The sequence below is a fragment of the Fusicatenibacter saccharivorans genome (genome assembly GCF_027667425.1).
Lineage (GTDB): Bacteria > Bacillota > Clostridia > Lachnospirales > Lachnospiraceae > Fusicatenibacter > Fusicatenibacter saccharivorans.
Genome location: NZ_JAQEGR010000002.1, coordinates 152,597 through 172,652, shown reverse-complemented (window position 1 = coordinate 172,652; position 20,056 = coordinate 152,597). Strand labels below are relative to the sequence as shown.

Below are 20,056 nucleotides of genomic sequence, written 5' to 3'. Positions count from 1 at the left end.
TGTCTTTTTTGTGTCTTTTTTCTGTCAAAAATCTTCCACCATCTTTGCCCCTTCTGCCCCATCGAGTTCGGTCACGGTTCCATTCATGACACGGTAAACTCTCTGGCAGAGGCTGAGGACACTCGGACGGTGCGTCGTAACGATACAGGTTTTGTTGGGACGCTGACGGATGATGTTTCGGAGGACGTTTCGTTCCGTCGTGACATCCAGTGCCGAGGTGGCTTCATCGAGAAGCAGCACCGGGGCATCGCGGAGGACGGCACGGGCGATGGCAAGCCGCTGGGACTGGCCTTCGGAGAAACCGCGGCCACGTTCCCCGACGCGGCTGTTGATGGTATCCGGCAGATGCTGGACGAAATCCCAGGCGCAGGAGATTTTGAGTGCCTCAATGATCTCCTCGTCGGTCGCATCCTCTTTTACCATACGCATATTTTCGGCGATTGTGCCGGAAAGGATCGTATTTCCCTGCGGAACATACGCGAAGAGATGACGCGTTTCAGCGTTCATGGGAACCGTCTTTCCGTTTGAGACAATGATCACGGTTTCCCCCTCCTGCGGGCGGATGAGACCGAGAATCAGGCGGATCATCGTTGTTTTTCCCTCGCCGGACGGGCCGACCAGCGCTACGATCTCGCCGGGAGCGGCCTGAAACTCCGATTTGGTGATTACTTTATTTCCTTCTATATAAGAAAATTCTACCCCGTGCATCTGTACCCGGAAGCCATCCTTTGCCAGCGGATCAAGCGCGGCACTCTCCGGGATATGGATTTCTTTTGGCAGCTCCACGAGCTCACGGATCCGGTGCGCCGAGACGGAGCTGTTGAGGAAGGACGGAATAATCGAAATCACGTTTCCAAACGCGCCGGAAAGGTTGCTCCGCTGCTGCAGGAACAACGTCATGGTTCCATAGGTAATGTCGTGCGTCCACAGACGGAACAGACAGTATCCGAATGCCGTAAACTCCACCGCACTCCCGAGAATGGACATTACAATATTGGTTTTAATCGTAAACAGATTATATTTCAGGCTGATGTCTTTGAAAAGTCCCTGCCACCAGCGCATCTTTTTGCTGTAATACGGCGCAATGCCAAACGATTTGATGGTATCAAAATTGTAGAATGCTTCTACCTCAAAGCTCATCAGGTTGCTGCTCATCTCGCGCACTTTTTTGCTGTATTCCCGCTGACGGCGGATCATAAACCGGGACATCAGAAGCAGGAACGGTGCGCTTAAAAAAGCAATCAGTGCCATGACCCAGTCATAATGCAGGATTACGAAAAAGGTGGCAATAAACCGATACACGGCAATGATAATCGTCGGGAGCCAGCTGATTGCGTTGCCGCTGACCGTTCCAATGTCGCCGTTGAAACGGTTGAGTACGTCACCGTTTGCGTATTTGCTGATTTCCAGCCAGTCCGCATCAACGATTTTGTCAAAAATATCCGCCTGGATGTCGTTGTTGATGGCGATACCAAGCTTCGTTGAAATGCGGTTGATGACACTCTCAAACCCAAGGCTGAACACGGTGCTTCCGATCATGATGCAAAGCAGCAGCGGGAGCTTCTGTATCTGGTATCCGGTGATGATATCGATCAGGTATTTTCCTGCCACGCTGCTGACAAGGCCAAGAGAAGTGCTTAAGATGCCGAGAATCGTGTAAAAAACGATCGCACCTTTATAGCGCGCACTGTAGCCAAAAATCCATTTCCAGTCATCGATGATTTCAGAGAACGTTCCATTTTTCCATCGCTCCGACAGGATGCGGATAGACTCAAAGGGAGCGTCTTTACTTTTCTCTTTGGATTCTTCCTGCATGCGCGCCTCCTCTCTTTTTCCCGTCTGCGGTGCGGATCATATCGTATTTCTTCAACAATTCGACACGTCCCGCACCCACTTCAATGCTCAATTTCTGTCCTTTTTCTCCCTGCCCCAGCCATTTCAGGATTCGCTCCACGTATGCAGCCGGGAGCAAAAACGGATACCTCGCCGCATAGGGATACTTGTTTTTCATATAGGAAGCTTCCGGAACCAGCGATTTCCAGATTCCCCCGGCTGTGTGCTTTTCCATTCCGGTTTCTGCCGCATACAGGGTAATGTTTGCACTGTGGATCCGTCCCGCGCTCGATTTTCCGAACGAACCGGCATCGAGAATATCGATCAGAAGCGCTTCGGAATCCGAGTGAAGCTTCTTTGCGGCACGGACTGCCCCACTTGCTTCATAGGAAAAGCCCAGATACCGCTCGCCGATATCCAGCAGATTGATACAGAAGCACGTCATATGATACTCTTCGCACAGCTGCCAGAACATTTCCCAGTCTATTTTTCTTCCATATATACGAATCATCTGTACCATATCACAGATCTGACGGATCCCGACGCCGCCGTGAAGAAAGTGCTTGAAGCTGTGACAGAGAAGATAGAAAAGATGATGCGTTTCTTCTAAGGTAAAGATACTCTGACCCTGCACTTCCACCCTGGATGGATGCGCAAAAACATCGGAAAATGCACGGTTCAGATAACCATAGGCAGAGGATTCTGTGCTGAACAGCCTGGTATGTATTTCATAGAAGACCCCTGTTTTCGGATGAATGTAGCCCATCTCTTCCGGGGCATCACCGTCTTTGGCACCATTTGGCATTGCGGTTTCTTTGTCCCGCACAAAGCCCTTCCTCATAAAACAGGCATCTACTGTTGCAAAATCCTTTGCCGAAATCAGAAGATCCTCATCCCCGGACGGGCGCAGATCCGGCTTCGGATAGAGACTTCTGCACACAATTCCTTTCATCACCAGCGGCTGCACGCCCAGATGCTCCAGCTCCTTTTCATCGGAAAGAAACAGCGCTGTACGCGAAACCTGCTGCAAAACACTCTGCATTGCCTGCGTTTTTACCTGTCTGCGAAGCTCGTCCGGAAGTTCTGCAAATTCCGGTGTTTTGCCCACAACATCGTAGACCGCTGACAGCAGCGAATGCTGTGCCGCTAGGACAAACAGATGATTCCATTGTTTTTCTGTCAGCGCCTGAATTTCCGCCGGCGATGCTTTTTCTTCTGTCAAAAACGCACAAATCACCGCAAGGAATGCGGTTTCTGTTTCTGTAATCATCTTCTTTTCCTTTCATTTTCTGTGCACGCATCATTTTTCTTTTTATCCACACCGAATAACCGGGCATATCCATGCATCAGAATCGGGCGAAGCGGGATGATGCGAATCCAGACCTGTGCAAAAAACTCCCACCAGAACGTTCCCGGTACAAGTATTTTTCCTTTTCGTTCCACTTTTGTCACCCGTGCAAAGATCTGCTTCCGTTGCACATGATGCTCGATTTCCGTCTGTGCATCCCCGATTATGTCATAACCGTCTGCATGAACGCGGCAGATCCGATGCACGACAAACTGTCCGCCCGGCCGCTCATAAAATACGATATCACCTCTCCGAAGTTCCCGCTCCGGCGCTCGGAAGAAAATACTGTCGCGTCCATGAATCAGAAACGGCGCCATGCTGCTCCCGGAAATCACCATACGCATTTCTCTGCCCTGCTCTACAAGTTCTTTCAGCATTCCGACATAGGCACGTGTATCCATCATTTTCATGCATGTTTCTCCCTTTTCTGAATCATGTTTTTGTGCAGTGCAGCTGCATATGTTTCACTTTCGAACGAACCGGCCCCGATCTCCTGCTCCAGCGTTTTCACCGCATCTTCTGAAATGTCGCACGCCAGATGATACACCGGAACTTTTCCAGCAAGCTGTTCGAGAAGGTCGAGACTGTGCACCATTCCCTCCCTGTCCCAGCGGTTCATGGTGATCTGTCCGTACAGACTCGTAAATGCCTCTGCCGGACGCAGCCGCCACGCCTGATTCGTCTTTGCCTGGCTCAGCATTACAATGCATCCGACCGGGAGCTTTTTGTTTTCGCAGACTCCTGATGTTCCGCAGACCGGCCAGCCGTTTGCTGTCCACGCTGTGCCATCATATTCCAGCAATGCCTTATCCCCATTTACGGTACGGCTTCCCCGGTACTGTTCCCAGAGTTCCGCCTGCGTGGTTTTGCCCGTTCCCGATGGTGCAGAAAAGAGCATTGCTTTCCCCTGATACTCCGTGTATGCACAGTGCAGAATCAGGCACGGCTGCTCTGCCAGACGGCGCTCCAAGGCAAGGAGGGAAAGAAAAACAACTTCATACTTTTCAACTTCTGCCAGATACCACCTGCCGACGAAAACCTCCGCACGATTTTGCGCAGTCTCACGGTAGAATGCATAAGGACGCGCTTCTCCTTTCACACCGATCCGGCGGCTCTCCAATCCTTCTTTTGTATGAAACACCTGCAGATCGACCCGATCCACAATCAGCTCTCCCTCCGCTTCCGGCAATATGTCGACGGCCGTAATGATATATGTATAATCTGCAGAATCCGTTTCCACCAAAAATTTTTCCATATCCACCGGAAGTACCAGCTCTTCCGGAAACTTCAGCCGGAAGGAAAAACTCCCTGTCTGAAATGTTTTTTCCATCAAAAACTCCTCTTTCTCCCCATGATCTTCCCTTCTCTCCGCCACGTATCACGATCCCTTTTTCCGCATTTATGATAACAAAAAAAAGAGTCTCCGTCAATCTTTGTGGCTTTTTTGTAATTAAATACGTAATTTTATTTTTGACTGATCTGCAGCGTTTTATAGTCATGCCGGAAATACAGGATCTCCGCCGCACTGGTAATTCTCCACGAAAAGATATACAGCAGATACAGTGACGTAATGGTATGGAAATACGCGAAAATCGTGTACACCCAGATCACACGGAACACACAGGAACCGAGAATAATGATAAAAATATTCTTCCACAGCGAGTTTTCATCGTTGTATTGCAGAATGGAAATCTGCTGATTGCGTTGATATACTCCTGGGATACTTCGCGGTTTGGAATGGATACGTTTTCTTTTTCGTTATCGTATGTCAGATCTTTCATTACCTGTACCAGATTCTTTTCATCACGGAAGCGCACCTGACTGTACTGCTCTCTGAGATCAAAAATCAGATAGTCGTTCAGCATGCGCAGCATTTCGTCAATGCCGCTTGTTGCGCTTAAAAATTCCTGCATATTGGTTTTTATTACATCATACTGATTCCGATGTTTTTTATATGTTTCACTTCTGCCGATTTTTAAATTCTGAAATAGTGCATCGGTGTCTGTGCTTCTGTCATAATAAGCCGCCAGCATATCCGCTGCCATAGATTTTCCAAATCGTCTCGGACGGCTCACGCACAGATACCGCTGGAGTGTCCGCACACAGCGATTTGTTTTTCGTTTTTGAGCAGATTACATTCCCATCTTTTTCCAGTTTTTACTTGACTTTTCCTAGTTCTTCTTCTATAATCTTTTTGTAATGATAAATGTAATTTATTTCTGCGAACATTCTACATATTTTTCTTGCTGACTGCAGAAATACTTTCTGCCTGAAAAGGCACAGCATTTTGCAAGAGGGGAGTTTGTGATGGAACCGATTGCTTCTCCGACCCGGTCGGATTTGTTACAAAAGATAAATGAAAAAAAATATCGTGTCAATTCCGATTATCTGCTGCGTGAAATTGCAGGGGAATATGCGATTATTCCCGTTGGGACTGCCTGTCAGATTTCGAATGCAGTGATGGTTCCAAACGATACCGCTGCATTTCTCTGGAATGCTTTTCAGCAGCCACGTACCATTTCGGAAGTCGTTGCACAGGCGTTAGAGGAATATGAGGCTGCGGAAGATACGATTCAAAATTCTGCTTTAAATTTTGTGCATGATACTTTAAGGTATGCATTATTAGAGGAGGTTATATCGTTATGAAGAAAGAGTGGATGGAACCTGTTGTTGAGGTTCAGGAATTTGCTGCAAATGAATATGTGGCGGCCTGCGGGGATAGCGGGAAAGTTTATAAATTTGTCTGCGATGCTGGACAATACGGTCATAATTATAATGTTTATTATTATGATGGATCTGGGCAAAAAAAATATATCGCAAAAGAAGACTCATGGGGAGGCTGGGGCTCTCAAGCTCAATTTTCTGGATATCATCCTTGTAACAAGACTCATGAAGCGGAATCTGACAGTGGATTTATCAGTGGTTTTATAGATGACCAGTCTACCCGCAATGATGAAGCAACCCCCGTTGTCATCTGGACCGAAAATGGTACAAACGTTCATTGTACTACCAGACTAGACATCAATACTTGGGAAACCGCCAAATCCTGATTTTTCCACTAAATAATAATTTTTCAAACCACAGCAAAAGGATCGAACCCACTCGTTTCGATCCTTTACTATACCTATTAATAATTGGTTCATCAAACCACTTTTTTCGGAGGAACCTTTATGAACTACATGGACGACGCTTCCACCTTCGAGCGTTCTTTTCTCCAGAAAGCGCGCCAGCAGCACATTCCTATTACCGGCGCGCTTGAACTTCTGCCACTCTGCAATATGAACTGCGACATGTGTTATGTCCGTCTGTCCCGTTCAGAAATGGAATGTCAGGGACAACTCCGCACAGTTGATGAATGGATTCTGCTTGCACAGCAGATGCAAAAAGCCGGTACACTTTTTCTTCTTCTGACCGGCGGTGAACCACTTCTCTTTCCTGATTTCAAAACACTATATCTTGAGCTTCGAAACATGGGTATGATTCTTACCATCAACACCAATGGAACCCTGCTGGGCGAATCCTGGGCTGATTTTTTTGCTGAGTACAGGCCGCGCCGCATTAACATCACGCTCTACGGTGCCGATGCCGCTTCCTATAACCGTCTCTGCCATTACCCCCAGGGCTTTGATCAGACCGTCCGCGCCATCCGTCTGCTCCGCGAACGAAACGTTGATGTCAAAATCAGCTGTAGCGTCACTAAAAAGAACGCGCATGATTTTCCAAAAATCTTTGTTCTCGGAGAAAAGCTTGAAGTCCCCGTTCATGCCGATCACTATATGATGCCCGCCGTCCGGGAACGCTCCCTTCCTTTTGATGCTCAGGTCCGCCTGAACCCGGAAGACGCCGCTGCGCTTGCCCTGCAGACACTGAAACTGCAGCTGACCAGCGATATTTTCCGGCAGTACGTTCATGAATCCATCCACCGCGTCAACAATCCGTCTTTTCCACGGGACAATGGTCATATCTCCTGTCTTGCCGGAAACTGCTCCTTCTTCATCAACTGGCAGGGCTTTCTTTTCCCCTGTGTGATGTTATCCGAAATCTCCGCCCCTGTTTTTGATCTTGGATTTATTTCCGCCTGGGAAAAAGTTTCCGCCGCTGCACAGAAGATTTCCCTAAGTTCCCAATGCTGTCAATGCCGTTTGCAACCGATATGCCGCACCTGCGTCGCAGCCGCGTTTTTAGAAACCAGTTCTTATCGGGGAATGCCTGGTTATCTCTGCCGCTATTCCGAGCATTACTATCACCTGCTGCTGGCAGAAGAAGCTTCTTTTTCCTCCATCGCCTTATAGTCTTTACATATGCTGAAAACGCCGGACAGATTTTTCTCTGCCCGGCATTTTCTATCTTCATGTTTATGATTCAAGCAGCTGCAATACCGCATCCAGCATAACTGTCTCACCTTTTTCCAGTTTTACCGCTTGACGCATCTCTCCATACACAACTTCCCCTTCATACGCCTGATCCGCCGTAACCGCACACCGTGTCAGTTTTCCATTCTCCCACGCAAGTGCAATCGATGCATTTCCAACCAGCCGCAGGCCTTTCACTTCTCCATGATCCCACGCCTTCGGCAGCGCCGGAAGGAGAATGATTTTGTGTTCTCTGCTCTGCGCCATCGCGCGCTCCAGCTTTTCGGTAATCTTCTCTGCCTCTTCGATCACCAGAGTATGACCCATGGTATACACACGGCCGCCCGTTGCTTTTGCCGACAGGCACATGGCCAATTCCAGGGCATTTTTTCCTAGGTTTCCGCTCAGATAAATCGTGTGATCGTTGACCTTTCCTGTACGGTCAAAATATTTTGCACGGTTCAGCATCACCTCAACCGACACTTTTCCCTTCGGTGCACGAAGATGCAGCACCATACAGTCCGCCGGTCTGGAAATGAAGCAGGTTCGGCAGATTTCCAGCGATCATCGCACCAAGCCGTCCATTCTGTCACCAAAAGAGGGAGGCAGACGATTCCACCTCCCTCTTCGTTTTTCAATTTCTATCTAATACTTAATACTCGACGTTCTCTTCATTTCCTTCTTTTCTGACCGTCAGAATCTCTGTCTCACGTCCTGTCAGCGCGCGGCTTCTTTCGCCCGGCTGCTGTCCGCCGATGGAGATTTCATACTCGCCCGGCCGTACGACACATCCGCCGTCCTCTGTGATAACAGCAAAATCTCTTGCATGCAGTGTCACGGAAACCTCTTTTTCTTCTCCTGCCTGCAGTTCCACGCACGCGATGCCTTTTAACTGGAAACCTGGCTCACCCGGCTGTGCGTTTTTGTATTTCACATAAACCTCTACGCTCTCATGCAGCGGATATGCACTCTCATTCTTCACCTTCGTGCACACGGTCACATCGTCGAGCACCGCGCTCGTCTCCTGCTCCGTTTTTGCGCCGCTGTAGGAAATTGTTCCATACGTCAGTCCATATCCAAATGGATACAGAATATTTTTATCAGTATAGCGGTAGGTTCGTCCTGCCATGCTGTAATCGGTGAACTCCGGCAGATTTTCTGTTCCCTGATAGAAAGTCACCGGCAGTTTTCCGTTCGGTGCATAATCGCCGAACAGCGCCTCGGCCACGGCTTTTCCGCCGCGCGCACCCGGATACCAGCTGTCAAGGATAGCCGGTACATGCTCCTCGGCCCAGGACAGGTCGATGGCACTTCCTGCCGAGAGAACGAGGACTACCGGTTTTCCAACCGCTGTGATTGTCTCAAGCAGTTCCTCCTGTAAGCCCGGCAGATTGAGGCCCAGCTTATCGCCGCTCGCGTATTCGTTTCCGGCATCGCCTTCCTCGCCCTCAACAGTTGCATCAAGTCCAAGGCACAGAACGACAACGTCTGCGTGCTCAGCGGCAATGACAGCCTCTTTGAAACGGTCTTTGTCCTCGCCGAGTCCTTCGACTTTATTTTTATACAGATGGCAGCCCTCTGCGTATGTCACTCTCACATCATCACCGACATACTGCTGAATTCCTTCCAGCGGTGTGATGTATCTGGACGATGTTCCCTGATAGTTTCCAACCAGCGCTGCTCTCGAGTTCGCGTTCGGTCCGATCACGGCGATACTGCGGATCTTCTTCACATCGAGCGGCAGCATGTTGTTTTCATTTTTCAGCAGAACCATACTTCTTCTCGCTGCCTCGACGGACAGATCAACATGCTCTTTGCACTCGACTAGATCGTAGGACAGATCTTCGTACGGTGACGGATAGTCTTTCATCATACCGAGGCGGATGCGGATTTCCATCAGGCGCTCAACTGCCGCGGTGATTGCCTCTTCGGATACCAGGCCATCCTCGTATGCTTTCGGCAGATGCAGGAAAGCAACGCCGCAGTTCAGGTCACAGCCGTTGTTGACGGCACGCGCTGCGGACTCCTCTACATTTTTGGTCACTCTGTGGTGCTCATGGAAATCTATGATTGCCCAGCAGTCGGAGACAACATGGCCTTCAAAGCCGAACTCATCGCGCAGGATGTCCTTTAACAATGTCTTGCTTCCGCATGCCGGTTCACCGTTGACACGGTTATACGCGCCCATGACTGCCTCGACTTTTGCATCCTTGACACAGCGTTTGAAGGCATACAGATAGGTGTCATACAGATCATGTTTGCTGACTCTTGCGTCAAACTCATGGCGGATCGCCTCTGGGCCGCTGTGGACGGCGAAATGTTTGGCACACGCCGCTGCCTTCGGGTGATCCGGGTCCGGTCCCTGTAATCCGCGGATGTAGGCGCATCCGAGCTCACCAGTCAGATACGGGTCCTCACCATATGTCTCATGGCCACGGCCCCATCTCGGATCACGGAAAATGTTGACGTTCGGTGCCCAGAAGGTCAGGCCTTTGTAGATGCCGCGGTCGCCTTTTCTCGAAAACTCGTTGAATTTTGCACGTCCCTCGGTAGAAACAACATCACCGATCTCCTGCAGCAGCTCTTTATCAAACGTTGCTGCAAGGCCAATAGCCTGCGGAAATACCGTTGCCACACCAGCTCTTGCCACGCCGTGCAGCGCTTCATTCCACCAGTTGTATGCCGGAATGCCAAGACGCTCGATCGCCGGTGACTGATAGACCATCTGGCTCATTTTTTCTTCCAGCGTCATCTGGGAAACCAGCTGTTTTGCATACTCTCTCGTCTCTTTACTCATAGGTAAAATCCTCCCGAAATTTGTTGCCTCTATTATATCGCCGCGTTTCCCGTTCGGCTAGTCAAGTATTGCTCTTTGCTTCTCATTTTATGCGATTTTTGCGAACAACACAGGGGAACATACGAGGAAATCGTGTATGCGTAACCATCTGATATACACGCAGAAACTCCCGGCAGAATTTCTCGTATAAGATCTTCCGTCGGGAGTTTCCCTTATCTATTCCTGTGAAATTTTATTTCTGATACTCTTCCTCGATATTTTTTACCGCACGGAGCTTGTTCGCGTATTCCAGAATCTCTTCTTTGGAATATTTCTGTTTCCGGCACCAGGTGAGGATTTCTTCTTTTACTTCCTCCGGCATCTTGTTGTTCATGCGCAGACAGTCACAGAAGGTTCTCTTCGGAGAATAATATTTGTAGGAACCAAACTCTGTCTTTTTCTCACAGATTTCACCCGGGACATCGGCATTCTGGAAATAAAAACGTCTGATTTCAAAATTTTCCAGATCCATTTTTTTTCGGTCTGTCCGTGCTGTTGCAACTGCAATCGTAGCCGGCTCTTCTTTCAGCATTCCGGCAAGCCATGCAGCACTGTCCATGCAGATGACTGCGCGTGGGTTTACTTTCGCAATTTCAATATATTGATAGTCTTCCGGTTTTTCATAACCACAGTCCTTGCACCAGTACCAGCCGCGTGCAAATCGTTCCAGACTTCCTTCCTCTTCCATTTCTGCCAGCTGCAGTACAGTCACCTGATGATCTCTGAGGTCTGCGAAGCTCATATATCCATGATGTTCTTTAAATAACGTCGTGATCTTCTGGTATGTTTTAAAAAGCATATTTTCTTTCCCCTTTCAGGATGTGATACATGTTTTTTCATCTATAGGCGTTTGCACATATAATATTCCAATTTTCATGGAATGGCAAGCACTAATTTGCAAAAACCATGTTTTTTCTCTGTTTTTTTCTTATTAGCTGCTGCTAACATATTTCTCTTTTTATCACTTATAAGTATACCTTTTTTACCTGAAATATGCAACCTGCTGATCCGCTTTTTCTGTTCTCATACCAGCAGAAAAAGACCGGATTTTTTACTTCTCATCCGGTCTTTTTCTCTTTCATTCTATCTTTTAACGTTTACCGTAAAACCTTTTTTCACTCTGCCGCTTCCAGAATTTCTTTTAATGCTTTGATATAAAGTTTACACTCCTCCATCGTTCCCACGCTCACACGGCTCATCTCAAAAGCGCCGATACGGATGCCCTTTTCCATCAGCTGTTCCTGAATCCAGGCAGGATCTTTTCCGGTATCGAAGTAGATGAAATTCGACTGGGACGGATAAACCCTGCAGCCAAGCGCTGCCATCTCTTTTTCCAGATATTCTCTTCCCTCCACGATTTTTGCTTTCTGCTCCTGATAATATTCCTGGTCTGCCAGGCCTGCCACTGCCGCTTTCTGGGCACAGACATTCAGGTTCCAGGAAGCGGAACATTTCCGCATGATTCCAATCAGCTCTTCGGAGCCCAGCGCATAGCCGACACGAAGGCCTGCCATCGCATAATATTTGGAAAAGGTACGGAGAACCAGAATCGGTTTTTCCGGATGCGCTTTCATATAATCAACCATACTGCAGCAGTCCGGCTCGGTGGCAAACTCCATGTATGCCTCATCCATCACCAGCAGCACGTCCTCCGGAAGAGTATCTGCGAATGCTTCCAGCTCCCCGATCGGCACATACGTTCCGGTCGGGTTATTCGGATTGCAGATCACCACGATTTTTGTTTTTTCACCGATTTTTTCTTTCATGGCAGGGAGATTAAATTTCTGCTCCTCGGTTACCGGTACGGAGACCGGCACACCGCCATTTAAATACGCCATGTCGGCAAATGCCCCGTAGGTCGGCGCGGAAAACAGCACCTCATCTCCCTCGTCCAGAAAGGTCAGTCCGATCATATCGATCATCGCACTCGATCCGGCGCCTGTCAGTACATTTTCTGCTTTTAATCCGTACTGCTCCGCTACCTTCTGTTTCAGCAGTACTGCCGCAAAATCAGGATAAAAATGGCTTCCCGCCATAGAGTCCTCCAGTGCCGCCACTGCCTTCGGTGACATTCCGTAATTGTTTTCGTTTAATCCCATATGGATCAGTTTTGAGGTGTCCTTCGCAAATGCCTTCTGACGTTTGCTCGGCGGCATGCTCTGTAATGCGTGGCTGATGATTTTATTTACTTCCATATTCATTTCCTCCTGTTTTCACGGCTTCTATTGTTTTTTTTCCGGAAAATTACCGTTTTACGGCTCCCCTCGAAACAGCTGCTAAGCCATCTGCAGAGCCTTCCCGTTTTCCGATTTTTTGCTTAAGACTCAGAAGAGCTGTCTCCCAATACCAGATATTTGGTACGGATCATGTTTCTGGACGGGTCGATCTCAAAGTTTGTGATATCGGTGCTTACCAGATAAATATTGGAAGAATTCAGTACCGGTACGCCGAAGCAGTAGTCGTTTACCAGTACGCTCTCAGCCTGGTGCAGCAGCTCAAATCTGGCGGTCGGATCGCTTTCCTCATTCGACTGTGCCATCAGTTCGTCATACTCCGGGCAGTTGGTCTTGTTATCGTTGTAGCTGTCGTTGGAACGGTACATGGAAAGGAAGGTGAACGGATCTGTAAAGTCTGCAGTCCATCTCATGCGGGCAAGCTGGAAATCACCGGATCTTCTCTCTGCTACCTGTACCTGCTGCTCCTCTGCCTGAAGCTCCACCTCGATGCCAAGGTTTGTTTTCCACTGTGCCTGCAGGGCCTGTGCCATATCGCTGTCGAGCTGGAGGTTCGGGTATTTGTAGGTGATGGCCGGGAAGCCTTCTCCATCCGGGTAACCGGCCTCTGCCAGAAGCTCTTTTGCCTTGTCCGGATCAAAGCCGATCGGATCTTCCTCTACTTCCTCTGCCCAGTCCTTGCCGCTTGCGGAGGATTTCAGATGTTTTGCTACGAAGAAATCACTTGCCTCATAAGAGGAACCGCACGCGGAAGCTACCTCATCGCGGTTGACTGCCATAGAGAACGCCTGGCGGACACGGACATCGTCAAACGGTGCTTCATTTACATTAAACAATACGTAGTAGCTTGTCATGGCCGGAGAAGTAATCAGCTCATCGCTGTCTTTATACTCGTCCATAACGGTATAATCTGCTGAGATAAAGTTCAGCTCACCGGATTTATACGCATTGATGATGGACTGTGTATCGTCCATAACCATCTTTTTGATCGTATCGGTTTTGATCCGGTCTGCCTGAACGTAATTTTCATTTTTCTTATAAACGCTGTACTGGTTCGGTACATACTCTGCGAGGTAGTACGGTCCGCAGCTTACCAGCGCATCCATGTCATTTCCCATTGCCCAGTCGCCGTTGGTTTCTGTCTGAAGCTCGCGATGCGTCGGCATATAAACCGGAAGTACAAAGAGCTGTTCGAAGTAAGCGCACGGCTCCTTTAAGTTGAATACGATGGTCTTATCATCGCTGGTGTCTACGCCAAGACCGCTCTCATCGCCGGTTCCGTTGTACATCTCCTCAGCTCCCACAATCGGGTAAAGCATTGAGGAATAACCACTCTTGCAGTTCGGATCCAGTGCGCGGACAATGGTATTTTTGAAATCGGCACTTGTCACATCGTCTCCGTTGCTCCATTTTGCATCGCTGCGGAGGTGAACGGTGTACTGTGTCATATCCTCATTGACATCAACGCTTTCTGCCAGAATGTAATCCCAGGAACCGTCCTCTTTCATTTCCATGATCGGCGCCATACACACATCATCGTAGGACCACCACCATAAACCGCTCTCTCCTGCACTGTCCAGGCTTCCGGCCTCGGTATACATCGTTGTCACAATCATATCGGAAGTACTGCCGCTTTTGCCTCCTCCGGAAGAGCTGCTGCTTCCTCCGCTGCTTCCGCATCCGGCAAGGGATCCTGCCAGAAGAACAGCCGCTGCCAGTGTCGCTGTTGCTTTCCATAATTTTCTCATAATGTTCTCCTCCTTTTGCTGCTGATGCTTTTTTGAAACACAACTCCGGTCCCCGGAACCTCTGTTCCCAAACCTGCCGCACCGGAATGGTTCTATTTTGCTCCGGCCAGCAGCGGTTCGATTGCCAGACCCTCCCTCTGTCTCAAATACCGCGGGGAATATAAGAAGCAAGCCACTTTCCTGCCCTCAATATCATACGTTGCCGGGCGGGCCTGGCTGCATTCTTCCATAGCGTAGGGGCACCTCGTGTGGAACGGGCATCCTTTCGGCGGATGGATCGGACTTGGGATTTCGCCTTCCAGCAGGATTCGTTTTCTGCTTCTTGCGGTCTTCGGATCCGGGATCGGCTCTGCAGAAAGCAGTGCCTTCGAATATGGGTGAAGCGGACGGCGGTAAACATCATTGGATTCTCCGATCTCTACCATGTGTCCCAGATACATGACACCGATCCGGTGGCTGATATGCTTTACCATGCCAAGATCGTGTGCGATAAAGAGATAGCTGATGCCCTCTTTTTTCTGAATATCCTCCAAAAGGTTGATGACCTGTGCCTGGATGGAAACGTCGAGCGCCGAAATCGGTTCGTCGCAGACGATAAAGTCTGGTTCGAGTGCCAGCGTTCTCGCAATTCCGATTCGCTGTCTCTGGCCGCCGGAAAATTCATGCGGATATCTCCGGATGTGGTCCGGTTTCAATCCAACCGTTTCCAGCAGCTCCTGCACGCGTTCTTTTCGCTTTTTTTCATCGTACATGTGATGAATCACCATCGGCTCCTCAATAATCTCACCGACGGTAAAACGGGGATTTAAGGATGCATACGGATCCTGGAAGATCATTTGCAGCTTCTGCCGGTAGGGAAGCATCTTTTTCCGGGAAAGCCTGGAGATATCTTCTCCCTCGAAAACGATTTCGCCCTTTGTCGGCTCATAGATCCGTAAAATCGTGCGGCCAAGTGTACTTTTTCCACAGCCGGATTCTCCGACCAGTCCGAAGGTTTCCCCTTTTTTTACCTCGAAGGAAATACCATCTACGGCGATGACCTTCTGTGCTCCCTTCATTCCTCTGTTCACATCAAAGTATTTACACAGGTTTTTTACTTCCAGTACATTTTTACTCATTGGCAGCCGCCTCCTCCCCGGAAACTGTAATCTTTGTTTCATCCATACATTCCAGCCAGCATCTGCAGCAGTGCGTCTCGCTGTAGGTTGTCACCGGAGAAGCCTGTACCTCACAGATCTTCATAGTGTAAGGACAGCGGCTCATAAATGCGCAGCCCTTCGGAAGCTTTAAGAGGTCCGGCGGTGTTCCCGGAATCGGAACGAGCGGTTCGTCGTTATCCTTTGCCGAATTGTTGATACTGTTCAGAAGACCTTTCGTGTACGGATGATGCGGTTCGTAGAAAATCTCATCGACGGTTCCCTCTTCTACGATCTGTCCTGCGTACATAATGGCGATCCGGTCGCACATAGAAGCGACAACGCCGAGGTCGTGGGTAATCATAATAACGGAGGTTCCTTTTTCCTTTGTCAGCTTTTTCAAAAGCTCCAGAATCTGTGCCTGTACAGTCACATCCAGTGCGGTTGTCGGCTCATCTGCGATAATCAGCTTCGGGTCACACGCCAGAGCCGTCGCAATGATGATTCTCTGCCGCATACCGCCGGAAAATTCAAATGGATACTGATCGAGCCGTTTTTCCGGACTTGGAATTCCGACCTGCCGCATCAGCTCAATGGCTTTCGCTTCCGCCTCTTTTTGGGAGCAATTCTGATGCTTTCGAATTCCCTCTGTCATCTGAATTCCGATTTTCAGGATCGGATTCAGAAATGTCATCGGATCCTGGAAAATCATGCCGATGCGGTTTCCGCGGATCTGCTGCATTTTCTTTTCATAAGCCCGTTTTTCTTTCCGGTCCTTCGTGTGCGGCGGAGAAATGTTTTCTCCGTCGAAAAGGATCTCTCCTTCTTCCACTCTGCCGTTCGATGCCAGAAGCCCCATCAGGGTCAGCATGCCGACACTTTTTCCGGAACCGGACTCGCCGACGATACCAAGTACCTCGCCCTCTTCCAGATGGTAGGAAACATCGCGGACTGCGCTGACGGTTCCCTGCTGCGTTTCAAATTTTGTTGTGAGATGGCTGATTTCGAGTAAACTCATACGCTTCACCCCCTGGTTTTCTTTGGATTAAAGGCATCGCCGATTCCCTCGCCGAGGAAGTTCAGGGAGAAAATGGTGATACAGATGCAGATGGTCGGCAAAAGCAGCTGTCCCGGGTGCATGGTAAGCACCTGACGGGCATCCTGTGCCATGGAACCCCAGCTTGCCATCGGAGCGGAAATGCCGATTCCGATGAAGCTTAAGAAGGCTTCGGTGAAAATGGCGTTCGGAACAAGGAAAGTAATCTGTACGATGATCGGCCCGATGGCATTGATCAGCAGATGGCGGAACAGAATTCTCGCATCGCTTGCTCCGATGACGAGTGCTGCCATGGAAAATTCCTGCTCCTTTAAGGCGATCAGCTGGCCTCTTACCTGACGCGCCATGCCGATCCAGCCCGGAATGCAGATACCGATCAAAATGCTTCGTACATTCGATCCGAGAACCATCATGATCAGAATAACGTAGATCATAGATGGCATTGCGTAGATGATATCCACAATACGCATCACAAAGTTATCAAATTTTCCACCAATGTAGCCGCACAGTCCACCGATCACCACACCGAGTACGGTGTTGATGACGGCTGCTCCAAAACCGATCGCCAGGCTGATACGGCCTCCGTAGCAGAGTCTTGTAAATACGTCACGGCCGAATTTGTCGGTTCCGAAAATATGCTGTGCCGAAAAGCCTGCGTACTGATTGGCTGCGTCCTGTGCATCGTATGCGTAGGGGCTGATCATCGGCCCGAAAATGGAAATCACCGCCAGAAGGAGGATGACGACCAGTCCGAGAACTGCCATTGGATTTTTCTTAAATCTTCCCCATGCCGCTTTCCAGAAGCTTTTGCTCTCCACGGCAATAAACTCGCTGTTCTTTTTGGATGGATCAATCGGTGAAAACCAGTCCATAACAGTCACCTCCTAGTTTGTCAGTTTGATTCTCGGGTCAATGAGGGAACAAATGATATCCACCGCCAGGTTTGCAACGGTGATAATCACACCGATGAAAACACTGAAGCTAAGGACTACGGTGTAATCACGGTTCGTGATCGCATTCGTAAATTCACGTCCGATTCCGGGAATGGAAAAAATAGATTCTACGACGAAGCTTCCTGTGATCAGAAATGCGATGGCCGGTCCGAAATAGGTGACAACCGGGATCAGTGCATTTTTAAGGACGTGACGCGCGGTGATGTACAGATTGCTAAGTCCCTTCGCTCTTGCCATCGTTACGTAATCCATCTGGATCGCCTCGGAATACGTACTCTTGGTCAGTCTGGCAATCGAAGCGATCTGTCCGAATGACTGTGCTGCCACCGGAAGAATGTAGTTGGCCGGAGAACCAAGACCGACGATCGGGAGTACCGGCCACCAGACACCGAAAATCATCATCAGCAGGATCGCTGTGACGAATCCCGGGATACTGACCCCCAGCGTCGCAATTCCAAGCAAGGTGTTTTTCACTGCCAGCCGCTTGCTCGTCGCCATCCAGATGCCCATCAGAATACCGATGAAAGCAGATACCGCGATAGAGAGAAGTCCGATGCTTAGCGTGTACGGAAATCCTCTTGCGATCAGTGTATTAACAGAAACGTTCTTTTTATAGGAAATGCCGAGATCCCCGTGCATCAGATTTTCCATGTAAAGGATATACTGTTTCCACATGGGTTCATCCAGCCCGTAGGTCGATTCAAGCTGCTCAATGGCGCTCTTGGAAAGATTGTCTGCCTCGAACGGGCTGCCCGGCATAATCCGAATCAGGAAAAAGGTAATGGTGATCAGCGCCCAGATCGTCACCACTCCAATGAATAAACGTTTTATGATATATCTTACCATGCAGCATTCCTCCCGTTCCGGCTTTTTTAGCTCAGAAGAGGCAGCCGAACGATCTGTTCTGGCTGCCTCTTTGCACCTTTTTACTGTCTTTTGTTTTTATAATGCTTCCTCGCCGCGCTGACCGGTACGAACCCGGATGACATCTGCCACTTTCTCGACAAAAATCTTTCCGTCTCCGATATTTCCGGTACACAGCTTCTTTTCCAGGAAGCCTTTTAATACTGCAATTGTCTTATCGTCACCGACGGTCTCGAATTTGCATTTCATCAGTACATTCGGTCCGCTCATGGTTCCGCGGTACATCACCCGGTAACCCTTCTGGTTTCCATATCCGGTGATATCCGTTTCCATCACGCCGTACACGGCACACGATTCCATGATGTCGATGACATCCTCCCGGTTCGCGGGTTTGACAATAACTGTCAGCTTTTTCATATCCGCACCACCTTTTTATTGATCCTTTTTTTATTTATCATTATGGAAGTGGAAGTTTGCATAAGCGCTGCATCCGTGCTCGTGCATATCCAGTCCGTCGATCTCTTCTTTCTCGGTTACGCGAAGTCCGATGGTCTTTTTCAGGACAAAGAACAGAATGAACGCCAGGATCAGGGTATATGCCGCAACTGCTACAAAACCGATCAGCTGGGTGATAAAGCTGCATCCCTCACCAAAAATGCCGGTGAATAAGGTTCCGAGTGCTCCACAGACACCATGTACACTGATTGCACCAACCGGGTCATCGATTTTTACGACTTTATCAAAGAATTCAACTGCAAATACAACGACAACACCTGCAACTGCTCCAATGAACAGTGCCTCGTAATCATTGACTACATCACAACTTGCTGTAATAGCTACCAGTCCGGCCAGTGCGCCGTTCATTGTCATACTGATATCCGGTTTTCCATAACGTACCCAGGTAACAATCAGGGTAACAAGCGTTGCTGCTGCTGCTGCGAGGTTTGTGGTCATGGCAATGTCGCCAAGGTTATAGGTTGCTGCTGTGGTCGATCCACAGTTAAATCCGAACCAGCAGAACCAGAGGATAAAGACACCAAGTGCTCCAAGCGGAAGGTTATGACCAGGAATAGCAACCGGTTTTCCCTCTTTTGTATATTTTCCGATACGAGGTCCGACCATTTTTGCACCGGCAAGGGCACACAGACCGCCGACCATATGAACTGCAGTAGATCCTGCAAAATCATGGAACCCGATCTGGCTTAACCAGCCGCCGCCCCAGATCCAGTGTCCGGTGATCGGATAAATGAAAACGCTGATGGCTGCGGAGTAAATCAAATAAGAGATGAATTTGGTTCTCTCTGCCATAGCACCTGATACAATCGTGGCCGATGTTGCACAGAACACGGTCTGGAAAATCATAAATACGCCGATCGGCAGGCCGTTGAACATACCATCTGCATCTGCCAGCGATTTCGGATGAAAGAAACCTGCTGTTCCGATAAAGGCATTGCTTCCTCCGAACATCAGCGCAAATCCGATGATAAAGAAGAAAATAGAGCCGAGCACGAAATCCATCATATTCTTCATCAGAATGTTTCCGGAGTTTTTCGCTCTTGTAAATCCTGTCTCCACCATGGCAAATCCGGCCTGCATAAAGTACACCAGAAAGGCTCCGACCATGGTCCATACGATATTGAGTAATACCTGTGTGTTTTCCATAATAAGTTCCTCCTCATTCCCATCTTACCTGTT

The 20,056-nt window shown here is 49.0% G+C and carries 19 protein-coding genes; 3 read left to right on the top strand and 16 right to left on the bottom strand.

The window, feature by feature from the left end; genetic code table 11:
- Positions 1-24 precede the first annotated feature (24 nt).
- The 5 genes from PGS38_RS02905 to PGS38_RS02880 form a co-directional block, all read right to left on the bottom strand.
- Positions 25-1,815, bottom strand: coding sequence for an ABC transporter ATP-binding protein (locus tag PGS38_RS02905; RefSeq protein ID WP_118640575.1), 1,791 nt, complete (start codon positions 1,813-1,815; stop codon positions 25-27).
- Positions 1,787-3,103 carry a nucleotidyltransferase domain-containing protein gene (locus tag PGS38_RS02900; RefSeq protein WP_118640576.1) on the bottom strand — a complete coding sequence of 439 codons (1,317 nt, stop codon included), beginning with the start codon at positions 3,101-3,103 and terminating at the stop codon, positions 1,787-1,789. The genes PGS38_RS02905 and PGS38_RS02900 overlap by 29 nt, the downstream gene beginning before the upstream one ends.
- On the bottom strand, positions 3,100-3,591 hold the full coding sequence (locus PGS38_RS02895; RefSeq protein WP_118640577.1) for a S24/S26 family peptidase: 492 nt from the start codon (positions 3,589-3,591) through the stop codon (positions 3,100-3,102). The genes PGS38_RS02900 and PGS38_RS02895 overlap by 4 nt, the downstream gene beginning before the upstream one ends.
- Positions 3,588-4,511, bottom strand: coding sequence for a hypothetical protein (locus PGS38_RS02890; RefSeq protein ID WP_118640578.1), 924 nt, complete (start codon positions 4,509-4,511; stop codon positions 3,588-3,590). Before PGS38_RS02890 ends, PGS38_RS02895 begins: the two co-directional genes overlap by 4 nt.
- A gap of 277 nt (positions 4,512-4,788) precedes the next feature.
- A complete protein-coding gene (locus tag PGS38_RS02880) occupies positions 4,789-5,283 on the bottom strand; it encodes an AAA family ATPase (RefSeq protein ID WP_256372477.1) in 495 nt (164 codons plus the stop codon).
- 205 nt (positions 5,284-5,488) lie between these two features.
- Between PGS38_RS02880 and PGS38_RS02875 the strand changes: the two genes are divergently transcribed.
- From PGS38_RS02875 to PGS38_RS02865, 3 genes are all read left to right on the top strand, one after another.
- Entirely contained in the window at positions 5,489-5,827 is a 339-nt protein-coding gene (locus PGS38_RS02875; RefSeq protein ID WP_022462364.1) for a PqqD family protein, read from the top strand.
- Complete coding sequence (locus PGS38_RS02870; RefSeq protein ID WP_118640580.1) at positions 5,824-6,231, top strand: hypothetical protein; 408 nt, start codon at positions 5,824-5,826, stop codon at positions 6,229-6,231. The genes PGS38_RS02875 and PGS38_RS02870 overlap by 4 nt, the downstream gene beginning before the upstream one ends.
- A 120-nt stretch (positions 6,232-6,351) precedes the next feature.
- The gene (locus tag PGS38_RS02865) at positions 6,352-7,473 is read left to right on the top strand and encodes a radical SAM protein (protein WP_118640581.1); all 1,122 of its coding nucleotides are present in this window, start codon (positions 6,352-6,354) and stop codon (positions 7,471-7,473) included.
- 63 nt (positions 7,474-7,536) lie between these two features.
- On the opposite strand, the gene PGS38_RS02860 is transcribed toward PGS38_RS02865, so the two are convergent.
- From PGS38_RS02860 to PGS38_RS02810, 11 genes are all read right to left on the bottom strand, one after another.
- A complete protein-coding gene (locus tag PGS38_RS02860; protein ID WP_270475924.1) occupies positions 7,537-8,088 on the bottom strand; it encodes a glycoside hydrolase family 95-like protein in 552 nt (183 codons plus the stop codon).
- 97 nt (positions 8,089-8,185) lie between these two features.
- A complete protein-coding gene (locus tag PGS38_RS02855; RefSeq protein ID WP_305764453.1) occupies positions 8,186-10,363 on the bottom strand; it encodes a glycoside hydrolase family 3 C-terminal domain-containing protein in 2,178 nt (725 codons plus the stop codon).
- Between the two features lie 199 nt (positions 10,364-10,562).
- Positions 10,563-11,168 carry a type IV toxin-antitoxin system AbiEi family antitoxin domain-containing protein gene (locus PGS38_RS02850; protein ID WP_022462444.1) on the bottom strand — a complete coding sequence of 202 codons (606 nt, stop codon included), beginning with the start codon at positions 11,166-11,168 and terminating at the stop codon, positions 10,563-10,565.
- 316 nt (positions 11,169-11,484) lie between these two features.
- Positions 11,485-12,564: a histidinol-phosphate transaminase gene (gene hisC, locus PGS38_RS02845; RefSeq protein WP_158579800.1), complete on the bottom strand. Its 1,080-nt coding sequence runs from the start codon at positions 12,562-12,564 to the stop codon at positions 11,485-11,487.
- 122 nt (positions 12,565-12,686) lie between these two features.
- On the bottom strand, positions 12,687-14,351 hold the full coding sequence (locus PGS38_RS02840; protein WP_118640583.1) for a peptide ABC transporter substrate-binding protein: 1,665 nt from the start codon (positions 14,349-14,351) through the stop codon (positions 12,687-12,689).
- Between the two features lie 92 nt (positions 14,352-14,443).
- On the bottom strand, positions 14,444-15,469 hold the full coding sequence (locus tag PGS38_RS02835) for an ABC transporter ATP-binding protein (RefSeq protein WP_118640584.1): 1,026 nt from the start codon (positions 15,467-15,469) through the stop codon (positions 14,444-14,446).
- The gene (locus PGS38_RS02830; protein WP_118640585.1) at positions 15,462-16,505 is read right to left on the bottom strand and encodes an ABC transporter ATP-binding protein; all 1,044 of its coding nucleotides are present in this window, start codon (positions 16,503-16,505) and stop codon (positions 15,462-15,464) included. The genes PGS38_RS02835 and PGS38_RS02830 overlap by 8 nt, the downstream gene beginning before the upstream one ends.
- 5 nt (positions 16,506-16,510) lie before the next feature.
- Positions 16,511-17,416 carry an ABC transporter permease gene (locus PGS38_RS02825; RefSeq protein WP_118601125.1) on the bottom strand — a complete coding sequence of 302 codons (906 nt, stop codon included), beginning with the start codon at positions 17,414-17,416 and terminating at the stop codon, positions 16,511-16,513.
- A 12-nt stretch (positions 17,417-17,428) separates the two neighbouring features.
- On the bottom strand, positions 17,429-18,343 hold the full coding sequence (locus PGS38_RS02820; protein ID WP_199695853.1) for an ABC transporter permease: 915 nt from the start codon (positions 18,341-18,343) through the stop codon (positions 17,429-17,431).
- Between the two features lie 96 nt (positions 18,344-18,439).
- Complete coding sequence (locus PGS38_RS02815) at positions 18,440-18,778, bottom strand: P-II family nitrogen regulator (RefSeq protein WP_118640586.1); 339 nt, start codon at positions 18,776-18,778, stop codon at positions 18,440-18,442.
- 30 nt (positions 18,779-18,808) lie between these two features.
- Positions 18,809-20,023 (bottom strand): ammonium transporter, encoded by a 1,215-nt coding sequence (locus PGS38_RS02810; protein WP_055227847.1) that lies wholly within the window; start codon positions 20,021-20,023, stop codon positions 18,809-18,811.
- Positions 20,024-20,056 lie beyond the last annotated feature (33 nt).